The organism is Chlamydiales bacterium, from assembly GCA_016185065.1.
Taxonomy (GTDB): Bacteria; Chlamydiota; Chlamydiia; order Chlamydiales; family Rhabdochlamydiaceae.
In genome coordinates this window covers 1-19,072 of sequence record JACPOL010000003.1, presented here as the reverse complement: position 1 = coordinate 19,072, position 19,072 = coordinate 1, and the positions used below count along the sequence as shown (strand labels likewise).

The window sequence follows — 19,072 nt, the reverse complement described above, 5'->3', positions numbered from 1 at the left end:
ATGTCCTTGTCTAGCAATTGGCAGAAACATTTAGTTTTGAGTTTGGTTTTTTGTAGCTGTACTATTCATGCAGGGTTGCCAGATCCTGCTTATCTTCCTGAAGTAGAGACAGAAAGTGTTATCCGCGCCGCAATCGATGTTGGTTCGGCAGGGCCGAAGCTAAGAGTTGCACAAGTCGATCTTGCAAATAACAAGATTGTCAACCTATTGCATGCGGAACAATATCCTGTCTTTTATCAAGCGAGCTTAGCTCAAAGCTCGGATAGAATACTAAGTTCTGAAATTATCAAAGAGAGTAATAGAGCTTTTGAGCAAGCTATTGCAAAAGCAAGATCGTTTGGCGCGGATAGAGTTGTAGCAGTTGCCACATCAGCATTTCGCAATGCGGCAAATGGGCATCAGGTGGCCGATGATATCCAAAAAAGCACTGGTGTGAAAGTCCATATTGCAGATCAAAATGATGAAGGGAAACTGGCCTTTCAAGCAGCGGCTGCTAGGGTGGATGCCAAGGCCGAAGATCTTATCGTTTGGGACATTGGAGGAGGAAGCACACAGTTTATCACAGTGAATCCCGATGGAACTTATCATATTGATTGTAGCAAGGATGGATCTTGGGCTTTTAAGAACCTCATAATACAAGACGTTCACCATCAAAGTGTTGATAAGCGCAAAAGCCCTAACCCCATGTCTGCAGAAGAGATCATTACGGCGAAGAGATGCGCTGGAGATCTGTCTGACAAAATCAATCCATTTTTCAAAGACAAAGCGAGCAAGGCTTCAACAAAAATTATTGGCGTCGGTAGCGTTTTTGGAACAAGCATCATTCAGAGACTAAATGGTAAAAATCCATTTACGGTTGAAGATCTTGCCGCTGTTATAAAAGATCTTACTGACAAAAGTGATGAAGATCTTGGCGGCGGCAATTTTGCTTTTGTAGAGGTTTCGAATGTCATTCTGGTTCTTGGTTTCATGGAACGTCTCAATATTCATGAAATGAGCATCATCGATGTCAATATAGCTGATGGGGCTATGCTTTACAGACCATTGTGGGATGATGACATACAGGGAAATTAAAGAGATGTTTTTTGGAGATAAGAGATTGTTTGTGAAATTCAGAATGCTGCTTCTTATTTTTGCGAGTCTGGTCTTTTGTGGGACTTGCACGGGAGAGGAGGTCTCTCTTCGCAATATTCGGCAGGTCACGTTTGCTTCGATGGGTTTTGAAAAGGCGGGCGAGGCCTATTTTTCTCCTGATGGAAGATCGATCATTTTTCAAGCGGTTCCAACCGGGGAGAAGCAGTACCAGATCTACACGATGGATTTGGAATCTCAGACTCCTTTGAGAGTTAGCACAGGAAAGGGAGCATGCACGTGCGGTTTCTACAGACCGGATGGAAAGAAGATTCTATTTGCATCTAGCCATGAGGCCCTGGAAGTGGTGGAGCCTGAGAAATCGCCAGGCAAGTATACCTGGGATTTAACTCCTTACATGAACATTTACGAGGCCGATTTAGATGGCTCTTCTTTAAAGGCATTGACAAGAGGCCCAGCATATCATGCAGAGTGCGCCTATTCGCCAGATGAGAAGCAGATTGTTTATGCGAGCAACGAGAGCGGGAGCATGAATCTCTATATCTGCGATGCTGATGGGGCAAATGTGCGCCATTTGACGCAGACAAGAGAGTGCTACAATGGAGGTCCGTTCTTCTCTCCGAAAGGCGACTGGGTTGTATTTCGGGCAGATCGGCAGGAAAAAGACAAGCTGCAGCTCTATCTCATTCGGCCCGATGGATCTGAAGAGAGGCAGTTGACATCGGATTCATACGTCAATTGGGCTCCTTTTTGGCATCCAAATGGCAAGATCATTGCTTACACAACTTCTAAACATGGGCATCACGCGTATCAGATCTATCTGATTGATATCGACACGCTGCGTCAATATCGGTTGACCTATACCAGCACCTTTGAAGGGTTGCCTAGTTTTAGTTCGGATGGAAAACGAATCGCTTGGACTTCAAAACGAGGCGGGGGAGCCCCTCAGGTATTTGTAGCCGACTTTTCACTGCCTCCAGAACTTGACTAACATCCTCTTAGAGATTCTGATTCGTATCGACAAGGAAATTACTATTGTTGGCAAGAGTCATATAAGGCGACTGCTGAGTCCTCCGCTTACCAAACGAGTAGGTGAGGGCAAAGCTGATGTTCGATGCGTAATTTTTTGCAGGAATAAGACCAGAAGACCCTCTTGGTCCCATGTAGGCGCCGTGTCCTTCGATGCTGAGATGTTTTGTTACCGGCACGGAGAATTGAGCTCCGACAGTAAAGTTGCCAGGGCGGCCAGATTCGTACATGAGTCCTCGTCTATAAGGCGTCCCTGCCCAAATCATTCCATACCCATTGCTTTTGAAATAGTGGCACCAGAAGAGGTACACTTGGCTGATTCCTCTAAACTTGAGGGGAAGCTCTTGCGACTCTCTGTGGGAGGTCCGAATTCCATATGTAGCCCAGACCCCGATCTCATTGCCGCCTGGGATCAGATAGCCTAACTGTCCACGGATCTGATCGAAACGAGGGTTGACTGCAAAAACGCCGAAGTTCTTGTTTAACGACCAGTCGTAAGCTATGCCGGCATTGATCCCTGAACAAGCGACCTGCCGCGAGGCAGCAACGGTAATGAATCCCTGCTGTTGTAGAGAGCTGGGATTAGTGAATGGGGCATAGGCTCTTCCTGCCCAGTCATAAAGACCAAAGCTACCAGCTAGCTGTGTCGAGAAGTTCTTAGGGAGAAATGCTTTGAAATTAACAGCAGTATAGCCTCCCCAATTCCCATTCCAACTTCCCTCAGGAAGGCTGCGGAAATCGTCTAGCGCCAAAGAGAGGTCGACTTCGAGAGGGCAGCTCGACTCATAAAAAAGCGGGGTCTCACAAGAAGCGGGTTTGGGATGGTCGGAAGCGGAATCAGCATAACAATCGAAGGTGAAGAGGTAAGCAAGTAGACAGTAAGATGGCAGGCGAATTTTCGTTAGCATGAGTCTCCACACGAGTTTTGCGAAATAAAAAATATAGGTTGCAAACATTTTTTTTGGTACAAATTACATTGCTTTTTGGATCTTTTTTTACAGATTTCGGAGGGGTGATGAGGAAGACGTTCTGTTTTTTTGTCGCAATGTGCTGCAACCTTTTTGGAGGGAACCAAACTTCATATGTGACAAATCCTCTTCCCGAAGACTCTCTTCCTTTTCGAATTCAGATAGAGCGCGCTCCTTTTTCCCTGCCTGTTGGACTGCAAGCATACGTGTCGGGTCTGTATGAAGATGAGTATGTTCTTTTGGGAGGTAGGACGTATGGACTGCACGGCTTTTTAGGAGATACTTTTCCTGTTGTGTCTCAAAACACAACAGTTTTTGTTCTGAACCTGACTACAGGGCAAACCGTTTCTAGATCTCTTAACGACCCCGGCTCTCACTTATCTCAGGAGCAGATCGATCAGTTGTCGGTAACCAATGCCCTGTTTTTTCAAGGCGATGGATCAAATACGCTCTACATGGTCGGGGGTTATGGTATCAATACTGCAACAGGAAAGAGAGAGACCAAGTCGGTTCTAACAGCTATCGATCTGCCTAAATTAATCAAGTGGGTTAAGAGAAAATCCAAGGCGAAAAGTGCTGCCAAGTGCCTGCGTCAAGTGTCCCATCCCGTATTGCAAGTGACAGGTGGAGTAATGTGGCAAGCCAATCCCCATCAACCTCTGCTTCTTGGCTTCGGACAGAATTTTGATGGCAATTATGTAAACACAACTTCAAATGGTAGTTATACTCACCAGGTTCGTCCCTTCCAGATCATCGATACGGGCAAAAATCTCGCGGTATATCCCTATCCTCAGCCGATTCCAAATCCTATTTACAGACGAAGAGATTTGAATATTGTTCCAGCGCTGAGAAAAGCTGGAAACTCTCTTGAGCAGTATCTCGTGGCTTTTGGGGGAGTCTTTACCCCGGGGGATGACTTTGGGGCGTGGACGATCCCTGTCGAAATTCAAGGGGATGGCTCTTCACGATCACTCAATCCGAACAATCCCAACACTTTTGCTCAAGGGATGAACAATTACGAGTGTCCAACTGTGGGGTTGTATTCTGAAAAGACGAAGGATATGTACACTCTGTTCTTTGGAGGAATTAGCTTCCTCTATTCTATCAATGGAGGTCTCTACTCTCCCGGAGGCACTTTATGCCAAGATAGCGGCTTGGGGTTCACAAACGACGTAACGGCAATAAAAATTGATAAATCAGGGAATTATCAGCAGTATTTAATGAGCGCCACCTATCCATCTATTCCAACGACATTTGGAAGCTGCCCAGCTCCTACTTTTCCCATCACCTGCTCAAATGTAGTGACGCAAAGCTCCCCTGTGCTTCTATTCGGCGCTTCAGCTTTTTTCCTTCCTCTTCCCGGCCTACCTTTCTATCCAAATTCTGTAATTGCGCTGGATAAATTGGGATCGAAACCGATCCTTTTGGGATACATTGTTGGAGGGATCGCGAGTTCCGCTGCAGAAACATGCAGCGAAACAGGGAACGTCGATACTCAGCCCTCTAACTATATTTTCTCTGTGACCCTTATTCCCCAAAAATAAATAGAAGGATCCTATGTTCAGGCTGATCATTGCGCTCATTTTGGTTGCGTCAAACTGTTTTGGTTTAAGTGTGGGTAGCACGCCAACTAGTGTAATTCGAGCGGATGGCCCCTCGAGGCTAGATCGACCAGAAGCGGTGGCATTTACACCTTCAGGAGACTACGTCGCGGTTGCCAACGCACTCGCAGACACAATTACTTTTTATAGGCGTATTGGTGAGGAGGGAGCAGTTTATGAAACAACTCCCGCCTTTACTATTGAAGGGCCAGAGTCTCAGCTGAATTATCCTCATGATCTCAGCTTCTCTCCTGATGGAACTCACCTTGCTGTAGCAAATAGGCACGGCAATGCAATTACGATCCATAAAAGAGACCTCGCTACAAATCGCTATGATTCAGTTCCTATTGCAGCAATTGGAGGAAAGCGCTCCAGAATTGGCCATCCCGACGCGGTTCGGTATTCTCCTGTTGAGAAGATCATTGCAGTAGCAAATATGCATTCGAATACGCTGACCTTCTACTCCTATCAAGGGGATCGATATGAGAGACAGCCTTACCAGATGATTCGGAACTCGATTTTAAAAATTCCGGATGGTTTGGACTTTTCAAGAGATGGCAAACTGCTTGCAGTGACCTCTCACGATGCGCACTGCGTGGTCATTTATCAGAGGAAGAGCAGTTCACATGGAGTGTATTCAGATAGGCCAATACAAATTTTGCATGGAAAAGAGACGCGCTTTTGCTATCCCCACTCGCTCTCTTTTAACCCGCTGGATGACTCTCTAGCAGTATCCTGCTCGCAAGGCCGAAAGAACGTGCACATCTTTACGAGAGAGCCAGAGGGCTCGATGCTCCCTTATGCAAACGCTCCAGAGCTAAGTTTGGAAATTATCGAGATGTACGATGAGTCGACGATAGCTCTGCTAGAGCAGCTATCACAAGAAGGGGGTGTGAAGGGGATCACCTTTACGCCGGATGGAAGGAGCCTGGCAATCACGCAGAATCTATGCCAGGATTCTCTACGCCTGCCATATCCTGTGGGTGTGATGGCAATCTACCCAGTGGAAATGGAATGAGCTAGAATTCAACATAATTAAAATTTTTAATACCCCAAGATAAATTTCGTTCGGATGTATAATTGACCCTTCTAAAAGGAGAAGGGTATGAGTGCTTCTGGAGTCCGAACTGCAGATAGACCTGCTGAGCTGCCGAACCTGCTGCCACGTGCCTATTCGGTGGATGATTTTGTTGAGGACACAGCAGCTTTCTGCTTTCAGCTCGCATCCTACTTCACAGATCCTGCGTGCAGAAGCCATGAGCTCTATCGTCGAATCGACGTAGTAGATGCTCTCAATCCCGCGGCAGATGCGCTAGTTAATCTCGCAAGAAAAGTTGTTCTTTTTGTGGGGGTGCTCCTCTGCGCTTCTCTGGCGGTATTCACTACTCTACCTGGAATTGGTCTTAGGCTTTTTGGATCCTGGATTCAAAAAAGTCCCTTTATCTATGTTCAGGGGGAGCTAGATTCTAAGATCCTTCCTCAAGATCGCATCTTTTCTCTTCTCTCATGGAACATCTGCTGTGTAGGTGGGGGCTACTCGATCTCAGATGGAGGTGTAGAGCACTGGTCTTTCAGAATAGATGAGATTATCGATAAAATTGTCGCGAGAGATGCGGACGTGAATTGTCTGTATGAGACGTTTGATTTTAGCTCTGCAACTTACATCACCGAAAAGCTGAAGGAGAGAGGATACAACCACTTCTACTTCAATATTGGACCTAAGGCTGTTGGCGTCTCATCGGGGATTCTTATCGCTAGCAAGTACCGCCTCAGCAGCCCTGAATTCACTCAATTTCCTCAAGAGACTCTGGTGGGGAGAACGAAGAACGCCGCAAAAGGGGTCTTCTCTTTCGATGTCGAAAGCCAAGGGAAGAGTTTTGCAAAAATCCATGCGACCCATCTTCAACACTCCGAAGCGCCCTCATTTCCCACAGATGAAGAAGTTAAAGGCCGCCTAGCGCAGATGCTCATTGTTAAAGCTAAAGCGGAGGCTGTGCGCGATAGGTGCGTAGTTGCGACTGGAGATCTAAATTTAAATGATGAAGAGTATGCCCGTTCTTCTTGGGCTAGCGACTTCGTAAAACCTGTTCGTGTCTCTGACAAAAAAACATGGGGAGGAGACAAGTTCTGCGCTGAGCTAATGGGAAAACAGGTCTCAGGTCCTTTGAACTTGGATCATACGATTATCTGTGACAATGAGTGGGCGCAGGATGCTGCGCGTTCCGGAGTACTTCTCTTCAATGCCTCACTTGTTGAAACTGGCTACGATCCAGAGGTCTTCAAAAAGGGAGTCCTTTCCGACCATGAAGGCCTATTCACCACAATCCGCGTGTAATATCAATTCTTACTACTGATAGCTAGTGGGGTCCTGCAGAGGACCCCACTTAGCGTCTACTTTGATCCAGCTATCGGGGATGAGGTCTTTGGTGGAGAGGTGGCTGCCTGGTCTGAGCCACTGGGCGGGGGCGATGACGATCTTGTCGGGATTCTGGTTGAGCCAGGCACCCCACCAGCCGAAGGTGGAGTTTGTGATGATGTTGTGCTTACATAAGCTGAGCAGGAAGAGGTCGATGTAGTGGGGCTCGTTTTCGATGTACACAACGCGCGCCTTTAGCTCTTCTGGCGTGTTCTCTTTTGCGAACTCTTTGTTGTTACTAAAGATAATAAATAGCGCCTCTTCTGGGAAGAGACTCATCGCTTTTGTGAGATAGTCCTTTCCGTATTGGATGAACATTCCACCATGACGATCTTCGTAATACACGCGGAGCTGGACACCAACGGTGTGAGGGTGTTCTAAGAGCCACTTGTACTTTGCCTCAATGTAGTTTAAGTCATCGGGATGGGGTGCGAAGAGGTCTAGCAGGCGCGCGCGCTGGTGAGCGAAGTACTTCTCTGTTTGAAAATACCCGTGAATCTTCATGTTGGGTTGAAATAAGATCGGCTCGTAGCCAAATGTGCGCTGATGCCACGAGGCGGTGGCGCGTCTGGGTGGAGGATTAAGGTTACATCTAAAGAAGATGTGAGCCAGATTTAAGGGGAGGTTCTCCCACTGGTAGGCGTATTTGAGCTTGAGCTCTGGAAAATAGGCGTCGGCGCCATTATCCCAGGCCACGGCGCAGGCGGTGGCCACGATAAACATGTTGTTTCCAAGCTGTCCTCTGAGTTCGGCCTCCACGAAGGGCTTAGCTTCTGCTGAAGCTAGGTATCCTGCAAGAAATAGAACAAAAAGCCTTCCAAACATCACTTCATTTTATAAAAAGCTTCAACGACGCGATCGATCGACTCTCGGTGGGCTGAGTAGGGCCTTGGACAGTGGCAATCGATATATTTGGAGATATCGAGGTTCTTGAAATCCATATTCCAGTGTATGCGATCGAGCCTTGGACCAACTCCATGATTTAAGCAGAGGATCTTTCCTCCGGTTGTTTCCCATTTTCTTGCTTGGGCGTAGATCATGAGCTCATCGGTGTACCAGCCTAGTTTTGCTCGCGCCAAAAGACGAATCATATCGCCAATCTGGTCGTAAGTTGAAATTCCAAAGATAGAACCAAAGACGCGGCCTTTTCCTGCGAGATAGCACATGGGGTATTTACCTCCGTGCGCATAGCCTGGGGCCTTGTTTCTGTAGACCAGGAAGGTATCATCAGGGCATGAGGCAGCCCCTTCGACAAAATAGGTCTTAGAAAGGGGAAGCATGTCGATATCGGAGATGATACAGCCATCATCGGGAAAGAGGGCGGGAAGAAGCAGACGCACCACTTGCGCCTGAAGCGCCTCTGATACTCCAGGAATGGGATCGAAGCGGATGACATCGCCAATTGAGGTGTCGATCGGGCAGCCTTCATATGCGATGAGCGCAAGGGTTGGCGTAAAGCCCATCTTCTTCCACATCGGGGCCACAACCGGCCAGAATTCGATATAGTCGGGGTTATTATTTGTGGCTAGGATGACCCTCTTGATTTCAAGAGCATTCAAAGGAAGAGCAAGAAGGGTTAGAAGAAATAAAATCGCACGCATAGTTTTTTCTCTTACACGGGTTAGTACTGTACAAAAGCTCGATCGACGACGAAAAGTGTGTCGCGTCTTGCATAACTTTTTAACGGAACAACTTTAGTCAGATCTGGAATATCTGTAAGTTTTAATTTATGCAGGATGAGCGAAAGAGCTGTCTGATCGGATCTAGCCGAAAAGAAGCCGTGTTTGTCTTGAGCTGCACGATAGAATAGATCGACAACTTCTCTTCCCTGCGGTGTTGTGAGATCAACCCCAATAAATCCCGATTGACACGAGAGGAGGTGGTAGGTCTCCTCGAGTGTGAATCCAAAATGAGCGGCCGTGTCCGCGTTGCAATAGGGACCCACCTGGTGGAAGTTTCCAATTGTAAAGTACCCTTTCTCTTGGATCATCTTGAAGATGAGATTCAAGCTTACGACAGGAAAGATAGAGGAGTCTAACCACAACACTCGTTTATATCCCAACCGCTGCGCCTCTTTGAAACAGCAGGCCTTGAATGCATGCGGCACGTGCGCTAGAACAAGAGAGCCGCCGGCAAGATCGGGCCAGCCGCCGAAATGATAGAGAATATGACCCTTGAAATCGGACCTCTCTACAATTTGGATCAAGCGTCTTAATCCATCTGGGTAGTGCATATTAAATGACGCGTAGAGAACCAGGCAGTTCTCTCGCTCTTCAATCTTCGAATTAACAGCAATGAGTCCTGATAGAGGCTTCTCATGCAGTGCCTCTCCAATAATCTTGAAGCTCCTCTGCCTCTGTTCAGTATCTTTCAGTCTTTCGAGCCCCTCTCTTTCTCCGTGAGAGAGATACTCTTGAATCAGATAGTAGTCTTGAAGAGTGGGACGGCGAATATCCTTAATCTGTTTATAGACTTCATCGGATGAGTGGAATGAGAAACAGAGAGAAGCGAGCAGAAGAAGAACGATCCTAGCTTTCATAACATCTCAAAAAAGCCAGGATTGTGTGTTAACTATGCAAAATTTTCCATTGAAAAATGGAGCTTAGTCACTTGTTGGCGAGCCTCTTTAACGCTTTTTTATTGTTCTCAATAACTTTTTTTGCAAGTGAGTTGAATTCTTTATCAGAGATCTCGGCTTCTTTTGGCTTTTTTTTTGCTTTTAGAGCAGGTCCTTTGCGCTTCTTAATTTCCATTGGATGACTCCTGAAAAATATCAGTATCTCCGTATACCAGAAAGATTAATTTTCGCAACAAATAGAGATCAGAAGATAGGGTCGTGATTGTTGATCAAAGAATTTAGTTTAATTGCATTAATTTTGCTCGAAAATGAGAATGTCTCTTTTAATTACAACGGAGATGTTTATGAGACGGAGTTTTTTAGCTTTTACAATCCTACCTTTGGTGCTTCTATGTGGGTGCGCAAGTTATGAGGCAGCGCCGCTGAGCAGTCTCTCTTCGCAGATCATCCGTACGCAGGCGCCTGAAGCGAGTAGCGACCTGCTTATCACGGCTAAAACGCTTACAAAAGCGGAGTGCAAGCAGTATTTCGATAGAGATGTGATTAAGAAGGGATACCAGCCGGTTCAACTCTATATCCAGAACGACTCGGATAAGAGCTTCTCATTTTCGCCAGACAGAGTCGGTCTTACATGTGCAAGATCTGAAGAGGTAGCTAGAAAGGTACACACTTCGACTTTGGGAAGAGCAGCTGGATATGGTGCTGCCGCACTATTCTTATGGCCAATGGCGATCCCTGCAGTGGTTGACGGGATCAAGTCCTCTCAAGCCAACGAAGCGCTCGACCGCGACTTCTCTGCAAAGACCGCGATGGATCAGACGATCCAGCCGCATGCTCATTTTAACAAGGTCCTCTTCATCCCTGCAAATGAGTACAAGTCGACCTTCGATCTGGTACTAATCGATCTGAAGTCTGGCGACGCGAAAACTTTCACAGTTAACGCTAACTAAACTACTTCCCTGCTTCTAGCGCAGCCTTGCGCTAGAAGCCCCTTCTAAAGGATGTCGTCCATTAATACTTAAAAATTCTGCGGTCAGAAAGCGTAACGCAAAGACGCCAAGTCGCGAAGACGCAAAAGATTTATATTTTCTGAAAAATCCTCCGCGTCTTCGCGACTTGGCGTCTTTGCGTTGTCCAAAATCTGTTTTCAGAATGTTTTTTTGAGTTTTATGCGAACCCAGATAGTTCCTGCGAGGATAGTGGCTGCAAAGGCGATATTGAAGTCGATCATGCTATGAAAAGCAGATAGAAAGGATGTTTGTGTCTCTACAGAATGAAAGACAGCGGTGCTTGTTGCAAGAAGGATGGAGCCCACAATATTCCAAATAGTTGCAATTGTGCCCAGAGCTGCGCCGATTTTATGCGTTGCAATGACTTGATTAACCGATGTAATCATTGCGGCGTTGCTTAAACCCCAGTTAACTCCCAGTAGAAAAAAGGGAAGAATCAAGAAGGGAATAGGAGTGTCGAGCTGGATCACTCGATGCAGAGCCACTGCTAAAAAAGCCGCTACTACTGAAATAAAAAGCAGGTTGGCAACACCTAAACGCTTGAGCAATCGATCAAAGATAAAAGAAATAAGAGCTTGAGCTGCGGGAATAACAGCGATGAGAACGCCTATGAAGAAGGGAGATAGTCCACGCAGGGTGCGCAAATAGAGAGGATCGAAAAACATAAACACAGTAGAAACTACCCCAGCTAGCGCGCAACTAAGAGCTGCAAGAGTGATGAGATTCTCTTTGAAGATATGTAGATCGAGAAGGGGGTACTTGCGAAACTCATCGAGGATGATTAGGGCGATGAGAGCGCCTATTCCTGTTACAAGAAAGACCCATGCAGAGATCGAAGTCCATTTTGTTTCCGCTCCTTCAATAATACCGAACATCAGGGCACCAAGGCCAAAAACTAGAGAAATTGTGCCCCACCAGTCGATCTTTACTGAAAGCTTCTCATGAGAATGATCTTTTAAACTGAAAGAGCAGGCGATGAGCCCGGCTGCGATTAATGGAAGGTTAATCCAGAATACCCATCTCCACCCCAGAAGACCGATCAAAATTCCTCCGAGAAAGGGGCCGATCATAAGCCCAAAGCCTGTAACTCCACCGTAAATGCTAATTGCTCTTACTCGCTCTCTTTCGGGAAATACACTTGAAAGTAGAGCTGCAGATGCGATAAAAACCGTTGAAGCACCTAGAGCCTGCAATCCACGAAAAAAGACCAGCGTTTCCACGGTCGTGCTTAAGCCTGCACCCAAGGCTGCTATGCCAAAAATCACAACGCCAAAATAAAACACTCTTTTTCGGCCCCATAGATCGGCAAATTTTCCTATGGTGATCATCGTCATGCTTAAGATGATTGTGAAGATATTTGCTATCCACTGCAGCTGTAATATATTCGCGCCCAATGCTGTTTGAATGAATGGCAGTGCAGTATTGACGATTGTGGCATCGAGGAAAGCCGTAAATGCGAGCAGGGAGACTCCAAGAAGAGCCCACCATTTATAACGAAACTGATCTTGCTTGATCATCATTGACCCTCTTTTATTTTAGGGATAGGATAAGAACCCATTCGTGTCAAGGAAACCGGGTTTTTGCATATGGATAGATGGGGAGTAGTTGTTGGGTGCGACAAAGAGCAGGAGTGGATGCTGCCCTGGTGGTGGGAGCACTACTCGGCGCACAATAAGTATCCTGTTGCATTTGCGGATTTTGGGATGTCGGAGGAGGCGCTAGCTTGGTGCCGGGAGAGGGGAGAGTGTCTGGTGTTGCCGGCTCATGCTAGAAGTGAGAGGGTTGAGCAGTCGAAGAGAGAGGTTTGGGAGAGCTGCTACGGGACCTGGATCTGGAAGTGCAGGGGCGCCTGGTTTAAGAAGCCTCTTGCCCTTCTGAGCTCTCCGTTTTCCAGAGGCCTCTGGATCGATCTCGACTGTCAGATTAACGGCTCAGTAGATCCGATTTTTCATGCTTTGACGGACGATGCGGAGATTGGCCTTGCGAGGGAGCCGTATCTCTTGCAAAGCTACGAAGAGGTGAAGGGGATACTCCTTCCAGAAGAAGTTAGCTACAACGCAGGGGTGGTTCTTTTCAAGCAGGGGGCAAGGATTCTTCAAGAGTGGGCAAAAGAGGCGATAGAGAGGGGTGGAGAGTATCCCACCGATCAGCATGCGCTCTCTAGAGTTATTTACCTAAGCCAACCCGCCCTAATTGAGCTGCCTCAAGTCTACAACTGGCTGAGGATTTTTGGGCCCAATTCTGAGGCCCTTATCTACCATTTTACGGGCGGCAAAGGGAAGGCTGAGATCAAGGCTTTAGCCCTCAAATCTCTCTGATTTATAACGATCTAATTATCATATACTTACGATTTTAACATAATGTAAATTAAAAATTGAATTTTAATATAATGTTATTGTACAATTGCTCTTGTAACTAATTTTTTTTAATAATAAAAAGGAGAAGAGGTAATTATGGCAGGCATAGCTCGATATATTGGTTCAGATGTTACTAATGATGGTGTTGCAATTGATAACTACACAAGGGGCACTATTGCTATAGAACACGTATGTGTTCAATCCAATGAGGTGCTAAAAGCACTCTGGCTCGGTAGAAGTGAAGAAGCGCTTAATCTATTTAATAAGACGATCTCTCCATATATTAAACCAGAGATCACAGACTCCTATTTCAATGGCTCTTTTGTTGCATATTTGGAAAAGGAGGAGGTCAACAAGGTTCTTCACGACACCCTCACCTCAAAAACCATGAACATGCTGACTAAAGCGAAGGTGATCCGCGATCTTTGTTTCCGATTCTTTCCTGGTTTTAAGTGCATAGTTGATCTAAATGCAAGGCCGCCAGTTGCGGCTCCAAAGAGAGCAGCTCCTAAAGCTCCTGCACAAGCTCCTACGCAAGCTCCGGCAAAAGTTGCTCCTAAAGTCGAGTCGGGTCTTGGTCTTGAGCCGCGAAGAGTGAAGGTTACAACAGTTGATGCAGCTCCAAAAGCTCCAGCTAAGGTGACATTCGCGCCGATTGCACCAAAACGAAGCGAGACCACCTTTAAATTCGATCTTTCAGAATTTAAGGAGTTCAAGGAGACGAAAGAAGCTCCAAAAGCAGCTGCAGCCGGTACAGGAAAGCCTGTTCCAGCTCCTGTTTCTCTTGCGCAAGAGATGGGTTATTTATCTTTAGATGGCGATGGAGTGGATGCTGATCCAACTTTTAATTTTCCAGTAGATGTTGATGCAGAGTTTGATAACAGTCGGGCAGCAGCGATGATGCCAGCGCAACTCTCTCGCTTGAGCTCAGATGAAGAGCTTGCTAAGGTTCTTGCTCTCTCAATGCAACAGCAGTAGTTATCTATCTAAGGTTAGGTAGCGCTAAAGCCCATGCCCTAAAGCATGGGCTTTTTTATTCCACAGGCACGACTGCAGGGATGGGCCAAGAGGTCACATCCGTTAAGATGTCGATCGTCTCGGGTTTGGGCGCGTAGGCACGGGGAATGAGATAGAAGGGCCCTGGGGGCGAGGGGAGCCAGTTGGACTCCTTCTCCTTCCCGGGGCTTGTATTCTGGATGTAGATAGTGAAAGAGCCGTCTGCATTCTTTTTGAGATCGTGGGTGTCGCTTCCCAGCATATAGCGGTTAATGGGGTTGGGAGTGGTGTAGTTGCTTGCTGCATCATACATCGTAAGCGACCAGAATCCGGGCTCGTAGTAGGGGAGCCCCTCTTTGAAGGTCATCGTGTACTGTTTAGCGCCCGTTAGAGGGCTCTCGTTCTTATCCATCGTGTAGATCCAGTAGACCGACTCGTAGGGGGTATTGGCAGTAAGGCCGATGCGCGCGATGATGGCCCTTGTCTTGTAGTCGGTGCCCGGGTTGCCGATGGTGGGAGCGGGGATAAGCGCGCCTTGATATGACACTCCAACGGGAAGGGTCTCTAGAATGGAGCCTATCTTTGCAGCGGCCTCTTTCATAGCTTCAAGAACCTTGGGTCCCACTTTCGTGCGGTCCCAGCGTCTTCCAAGTTGAATTCCAAGTGGCTCAAACATGGGTAGAAGAGCTGTGATCTGATCTTTTGGCGGCGGGTTCTCATTCATCGCATCACTAAGAATCTCCCAGAATTGGAGGGGGTCTTTGTACGCGAGAGCGCTCACAGGAAGGTCGGGATTGATTGGCTCCGGAGCTAGGTAGTTGTGTTTAAATGGAGGCGGTGGAGAGCTCCCTTTAAACTGGGCGAGGCCCATGGTTTTTATCGCCAAGAGGGTCCTTTTTGCACCGGGAAGATCGACCTTTCCATCTGTGTAGATGTGTACGCGAGGCTGAAGCAGTACCCACGGCGTTGGGCAGTCGATGCGTTTTAACCCTGTGGGGAGGAGTCCCTTCCAATTGGGGCCAACAAGAACGAATTTACCACCCTTGTAACCGGTGGCTCTGCCTCCTACGTAGGCGAAGGCGTTCGTCCACATGTCGACGATCTCCACCATGTAGTAGCGGTTATTCGAGTTGGGCACTTCGAGCACGATTGGCTCGCGGCTCAGATCCATGAACCCAAACCCGTAGATCACATTCACATTGGGAGTGACATAACCAGCCTCTTTTGAGAGAGTCGGAGTCGAAATGTCCTGCATACGCCAGATCGAATTTGGCTCCGCCTTAGCATGGGGGCCTACTGCATCGTTGTGGCGAAGCGCATACATCGTGACAAGAGGAGAGCCCCAGCTTGCAGCTTGGAGCGCAAGAGAGTAGCTCCACTCTTCAATGGATTCGATTTGCGGTGATGGAGATTTTATATCCGCATGTAAGGGCAGCAGACAACATAAAGCAGCGACTGTGAGCAGTTTCATCTTTTTTTCAATGCCTCTTTTTGCTAACAGATATACACAAACAACATGAAGAATCGGTTTTTGACCGCGTCGGCTATGCCTCATATTTTTCGTTCTCACTCGCGCCTTGCCTCTAGGCAATGGTCACTCACTCCGAACAAAAAATCTGAGACGCCTCCTTGTCAAACTCCCAATTTTTCAAGTTGTTTGTGTATAGCACAAAACCATTTTTATTCCAGAAGTGCATGAATCGAAAGTTTCTGTTTGTATGTACGCTCGCTGCAGGATCTCTTTCTCTGCATGCAGATGAGGAAGCGACAAAATATGTCACATTTCCTGAGAAGGTAGCTCCTTGGTTCACAGGGCCGCTTATCTCGACGTCGGGATATACAACACCAGCGGGCCACGTTAACGTAGAGCCCTACCTCTACTACACGGTCTATCCAGGCAGGTATGACAACCACTGGAAAGCGAGATCGCTGCCCAACTTCTACTCGACCACGCTGCAGGTGCAGATCGCTGTGGGTGTGGCAAAAAATATTAGTTTTCAGATCTATCCCCAGGCCTTTCATAATGAGACAGAGGGAAGGCATGATACGAATGTAGGGGATCTGCCGATTGCGCTTAACTTTCAGCTCTATCGCCCTCCGGAAGGCAGCCTCTGGCCGTCTGCTAAGCTCGCTTTAAGAGCGAGCGTCCCTTTTGGAAAGTATCAGCACCTTAATCCTCATCTAAAAAAGACAGATGCAAATGGAGCGGGCTCTTGGTTTCCGGGGGTTGGACTCACCTTTGCAAAGATCTGGAATACCTCTGGCATCCACTTCCTCGAATCGCGTCTTTCACTTAACTACCTAATCGGCACTGCGGTTCATGTGAAGGGGATAAATACTTACGGGGGTGCGCGAAACACTCGAGGATTTGTCTATCCGGGCAATATCTTCACAGCCGACTACTCGGTTCAGTATAATTTCACCCAGAGATGGGCCTTTGCGTGTGATCTCTTCTATGCACACACTAACAAGAATCGCTTCTCAGGAAGGGTAGGTAGCTCTCATGGAGTCCCAGCGCAAATGCGTGCTCCATCTAATGAGCAGTGGAGTTTAGCTCCAGCTATCGAATATAACTGGAGCCAAAATCTGGGAATTATCGTAGGTCCCTGGTTCTCTTTCGCAGGGAGAAATTCCGCTGAGTTCATCTCGGGCGTTGCGGCCCTTAATGCCTTTTTTTAATAACCAGCACCCACTTCTGCAGCGACTTTACCGACAGCCTTATCTGGGCTCATCTTGTTATTGTCAGCGTAGCTCATTGCTTTCAGCTTCTGATCTTGAGTAAAGTCGTTGAAGACTTTATAAACAGCTGTGCTGAGCTCTGCGCCGAATGTGTAGATGTTATCTTCGGTATTTTCTTTCTGGCAGCGCTGGTCGGTCTTTCCATCGGCTCTACATTTTTTATAATCCACAGGCTTGCTCTGCCATGCGCATAAGAGAGGCAGGCTTCCTGCCATGCAGAGGAGCGCTATTTTCGAAAAATTTCTAGTTTTCATAAAGTTACCTTTGTTGACTCTCTCAAAGAGAGTTTCTAATCTGGACGCATACCACCAAAAATCTTTTTTCACAAAAATGAAAAATATTCTTGCATGAATTCGACAAAGTTCTTACACCACTGTTAGTAGATACGGAAAATATCTGAAAGTCAGTTGTCAATTTTTTAGGAACCTAAAGTAGAAAGAGGATGTATGGCAAAAAAGAAGAAAGCAGCAAAGAAGAGAGCACCTGCTAAGAGAAAGACAGTTGCTAGAAAGAGAGCTGCACCAAAGAAGAAATCGAGTGGAAAGAGAAAGTCTGGCTTAACACAGACAACTTATTCTCTATCACCAGAACTAGCATCAATTGTTGGTGGAAAGAGCATGACTCGTCCACAAGTAGTAAAAAAGCTTTGGGTTTACATCAAAGCAAAAAAACTACAAGACGCAAAGAACAGACGCATGATCTGTCCTGATAGCAAGCTCGCTGAAGTCATCGGCAGCAGACCAGTGGACATGCTAAAGTTGGCAGGCCTACTCAGCAAGCACATCAAGTAGTCTTAGCTGACCCTAGTCTTGTTATAAAAATAGAGCCAAGGTGGCGACACCTTGGCTCTATCTGTTTTAATAAGAAGATTTGTTAAATTAATTCGAAAATATGATATAATTTAATGAAAAACATTATTTTATATGTCTATTTATTTTGTTCATTCTTCAGTTGATATTTCAAATATAATTGCTGAATATGCAGGCGATTATGTGATGCCTGATCTGGATAAGACCTCTCTGAGATATGAGTTGAGGGCGCGCTATAACATGCCCACTGATATCGATCTTTATAGACTTTTGAGCGGTAAACACGATGAGCTGAAGAGGCTCATACGAAGGGTCTTTTTAGAAGAGGATGCCGGAGTCTGCACTCTGATAGAAAAAGAGAGTTCAAAAGAGTGCCGTGCAAGGGTGACTCGGTTTATTGAGATGTGGGGCAAGCACACCTACACAGTCTGGCTCGATTCTTCGCCTGCACCTAAAGTGCTTGGAACGATGAAGATCAACTTCTATTGGAAGCGCGCAGATGGAGAGCTCTGGGCTCCTTCTCTTGGTACAAATCAGGGAGTCTGCCCAGGCTCTTATATTGATGATTATGGAAAGAATTCTAACGGTCTTGTTTTTGTCGACGATCTAAGTGGCGATGGTGCAGTTGAAGGCGGGACTGGATTTCGGGGGGCTGGCTCGAGTTTAATGATGATCGCATCTCGGGTGAGTTGGGAGCGTAACTACTCTGGCTTTGTGATGCTCTATTCTGGCCTTCAATCACAGGGATTCTACAGAAAGCTCGGCTTTACGCGGGGAAGCAAGAAGATTGATAGCAAGATCGATGCAGAAGTTGCACTCGCCAAACGAGAGAGACGCGCTCCCGATACAGGGAAATTCTGCGGTCACATGCACCTCGACAAAGCAGCACGGCTCCTACACCACACCCTCCTCTTTAAAAAAGAAGAGTCCAAAACCTCTTAATATCTTCTCCTAATAATTTACAATTTTTGATTGAGCTTTGTAAAAGGCCCAGAATAGACATGTCGGATGGTGTGCGCTCTGCCACACCTCCCGCGACCACCTTGCGCTTCACCTCGCTTTGCCAAACCGTGTGCTCGAAAACAGAGTGGGCCATTGCCCTACCCTGTACGCCTGACCGGCTTTTCTGTGCTACGGTTTTGCTGTGCGATCTGAGCGATTGGCTGCTCAAGGCGCTTATCCCACTTCCTTCGTCGTGGGTCCCTTTCGCGTCCAGTCGCAGGGCTAGGCAAAGGGTTTGAAGAGAAAGGTCTTCAGTCTCTCTATCTACCACTGCGACTGGACGCGAAAGGGACCCGCACCGACAGGGGTGGGATGAGCGCCTCGAGCAGCCGACCGATGCATATCGCACAGCAAAATTGCACCCGCAGGAGAGCGCGGCGAGCGCGCCAACGGGGTAGTACTCTGTACACCCCTTCTCCGAGGACGCGATTTGGCAAAGCGAGATGCAGCGCAAGAGGGTCGCAGGGAGGCCCCG

Annotated in this window: 19 protein-coding genes; 11 read left to right on the top strand and 8 right to left on the bottom strand. The window is 47.1% G+C overall.

Features of this window, described 5'->3' with window-relative positions; translation table 11 throughout:
* Window positions 1–1,074 carry a hypothetical protein gene (locus HYX48_00950; protein ID MBI2742472.1) on the top strand — a complete coding sequence of 358 codons (1,074 nt, stop codon included), beginning with the start codon at window positions 1–3 and terminating at the stop codon, window positions 1,072–1,074.
* Window positions 1,075–1,105: 31 nt separating this feature from the next.
* The gene (locus HYX48_00945; GenBank protein ID MBI2742471.1) at window positions 1,106–2,083 is read left to right on the top strand and encodes a PD40 domain-containing protein; all 978 of its coding nucleotides are present in this window, start codon (window positions 1,106–1,108) and stop codon (window positions 2,081–2,083) included.
* A 7-nt stretch (window positions 2,084–2,090) separates the two neighbouring features.
* Here the strand turns inward: HYX48_00945 and HYX48_00940 are convergent, their stop codons facing one another.
* Window positions 2,091–3,029: a hypothetical protein gene (locus HYX48_00940; protein MBI2742470.1), complete on the bottom strand. Its 939-nt coding sequence runs from the start codon at window positions 3,027–3,029 to the stop codon at window positions 2,091–2,093.
* Window positions 3,030–3,205: 176 nt separating this feature from the next.
* Here HYX48_00940 and HYX48_00935 point away from each other — a divergent pair, with 176 nt between their 5' ends.
* From HYX48_00935 to HYX48_00925, 3 genes are all read left to right on the top strand, one after another.
* On the top strand, window positions 3,206–4,633 hold the full coding sequence (locus HYX48_00935) for a hypothetical protein (GenBank protein ID MBI2742469.1): 1,428 nt from the start codon (window positions 3,206–3,208) through the stop codon (window positions 4,631–4,633).
* A 13-nt stretch (window positions 4,634–4,646) separates the two neighbouring features.
* A complete protein-coding gene (locus HYX48_00930) occupies window positions 4,647–5,708 on the top strand; it encodes a hypothetical protein (protein ID MBI2742468.1) in 1,062 nt (353 codons plus the stop codon).
* A gap of 87 nt (window positions 5,709–5,795) precedes the next feature.
* The gene (locus HYX48_00925; GenBank protein ID MBI2742467.1) at window positions 5,796–7,025 is read left to right on the top strand and encodes a hypothetical protein; all 1,230 of its coding nucleotides are present in this window, start codon (window positions 5,796–5,798) and stop codon (window positions 7,023–7,025) included.
* Window positions 7,026–7,037: 12 nt separating this feature from the next.
* On the opposite strand, the gene HYX48_00920 is transcribed toward HYX48_00925, so the two are convergent.
* From HYX48_00920 to HYX48_00905, 4 genes are all read right to left on the bottom strand, one after another.
* Window positions 7,038–7,931: an alpha-1,2-fucosyltransferase gene (locus HYX48_00920; GenBank protein ID MBI2742466.1), complete on the bottom strand. Its 894-nt coding sequence runs from the start codon at window positions 7,929–7,931 to the stop codon at window positions 7,038–7,040.
* Window positions 7,931–8,707: a hypothetical protein gene (locus HYX48_00915; GenBank protein ID MBI2742465.1), complete on the bottom strand. Its 777-nt coding sequence runs from the start codon at window positions 8,705–8,707 to the stop codon at window positions 7,931–7,933. Before HYX48_00915 ends, HYX48_00920 begins: the two co-directional genes overlap by 1 nt.
* Window positions 8,708–8,727: 20 nt before the next feature.
* Window positions 8,728–9,645 (bottom strand): hypothetical protein, encoded by a 918-nt coding sequence (locus HYX48_00910; protein ID MBI2742464.1) that lies wholly within the window; start codon window positions 9,643–9,645, stop codon window positions 8,728–8,730.
* Window positions 9,646–9,712: 67 nt separating this feature from the next.
* Entirely contained in the window at window positions 9,713–9,859 is a 147-nt protein-coding gene (locus HYX48_00905) for a hypothetical protein (GenBank protein ID MBI2742463.1), read from the bottom strand.
* 169 nt (window positions 9,860–10,028) lie between these two features.
* On the opposite strand from HYX48_00905, the gene HYX48_00900 reads away from it, so the two are divergent.
* The gene (locus tag HYX48_00900) at window positions 10,029–10,634 is read left to right on the top strand and encodes a hypothetical protein (GenBank protein ID MBI2742462.1); all 606 of its coding nucleotides are present in this window, start codon (window positions 10,029–10,031) and stop codon (window positions 10,632–10,634) included.
* 197 nt (window positions 10,635–10,831) lie between these two features.
* Here HYX48_00900 and HYX48_00895 read toward each other — a convergent pair whose 3' ends face one another.
* The gene (locus tag HYX48_00895) at window positions 10,832–12,214 is read right to left on the bottom strand and encodes an MFS transporter (protein ID MBI2742461.1); all 1,383 of its coding nucleotides are present in this window, start codon (window positions 12,212–12,214) and stop codon (window positions 10,832–10,834) included.
* Window positions 12,215–12,280: 66 nt separating this feature from the next.
* Between HYX48_00895 and HYX48_00890 the strand changes: the two genes are divergently transcribed.
* Together HYX48_00890 and HYX48_00885 are read left to right on the top strand one after the other, a co-directional pair.
* On the top strand, window positions 12,281–13,012 hold the full coding sequence (locus HYX48_00890) for a hypothetical protein (GenBank protein ID MBI2742460.1): 732 nt from the start codon (window positions 12,281–12,283) through the stop codon (window positions 13,010–13,012).
* Window positions 13,013–13,147: 135 nt separating this feature from the next.
* A complete protein-coding gene (locus tag HYX48_00885) occupies window positions 13,148–14,029 on the top strand; it encodes a hypothetical protein (GenBank protein ID MBI2742459.1) in 882 nt (293 codons plus the stop codon).
* A gap of 55 nt (window positions 14,030–14,084) precedes the next feature.
* On the opposite strand, the gene HYX48_00880 is transcribed toward HYX48_00885, so the two are convergent.
* On the bottom strand, window positions 14,085–15,518 hold the full coding sequence (locus HYX48_00880) for a DUF1254 domain-containing protein (GenBank protein MBI2742458.1): 1,434 nt from the start codon (window positions 15,516–15,518) through the stop codon (window positions 14,085–14,087).
* Between the two features lie 224 nt (window positions 15,519–15,742).
* On the opposite strand from HYX48_00880, the gene HYX48_00875 reads away from it, so the two are divergent.
* A complete protein-coding gene (locus HYX48_00875; GenBank protein MBI2742457.1) occupies window positions 15,743–16,726 on the top strand; it encodes a hypothetical protein in 984 nt (327 codons plus the stop codon).
* Here the strand turns inward: HYX48_00875 and HYX48_00870 are convergent.
* Window positions 16,723–17,040, bottom strand: a complete 318-nt coding sequence (locus HYX48_00870; GenBank protein ID MBI2742456.1) for a hypothetical protein — start codon at window positions 17,038–17,040, stop codon at window positions 16,723–16,725. The two genes, HYX48_00875 and HYX48_00870, sit on opposite strands and share 4 nt — an antisense overlap.
* Before the next feature lie 192 nt (window positions 17,041–17,232).
* Here HYX48_00870 and HYX48_00865 point away from each other — a divergent pair, with 192 nt between their 5' ends.
* Both HYX48_00865 and HYX48_00860 read left to right on the top strand, forming a co-directional pair.
* Window positions 17,233–17,577 carry a DNA topoisomerase III gene (locus HYX48_00865; GenBank protein MBI2742455.1) on the top strand — a complete coding sequence of 115 codons (345 nt, stop codon included), beginning with the start codon at window positions 17,233–17,235 and terminating at the stop codon, window positions 17,575–17,577.
* Window positions 17,578–17,781: 204 nt separating this feature from the next.
* A complete protein-coding gene (locus HYX48_00860; protein MBI2742454.1) occupies window positions 17,782–18,537 on the top strand; it encodes a hypothetical protein in 756 nt (251 codons plus the stop codon).
* Window positions 18,538–19,072 lie beyond the last annotated feature (535 nt).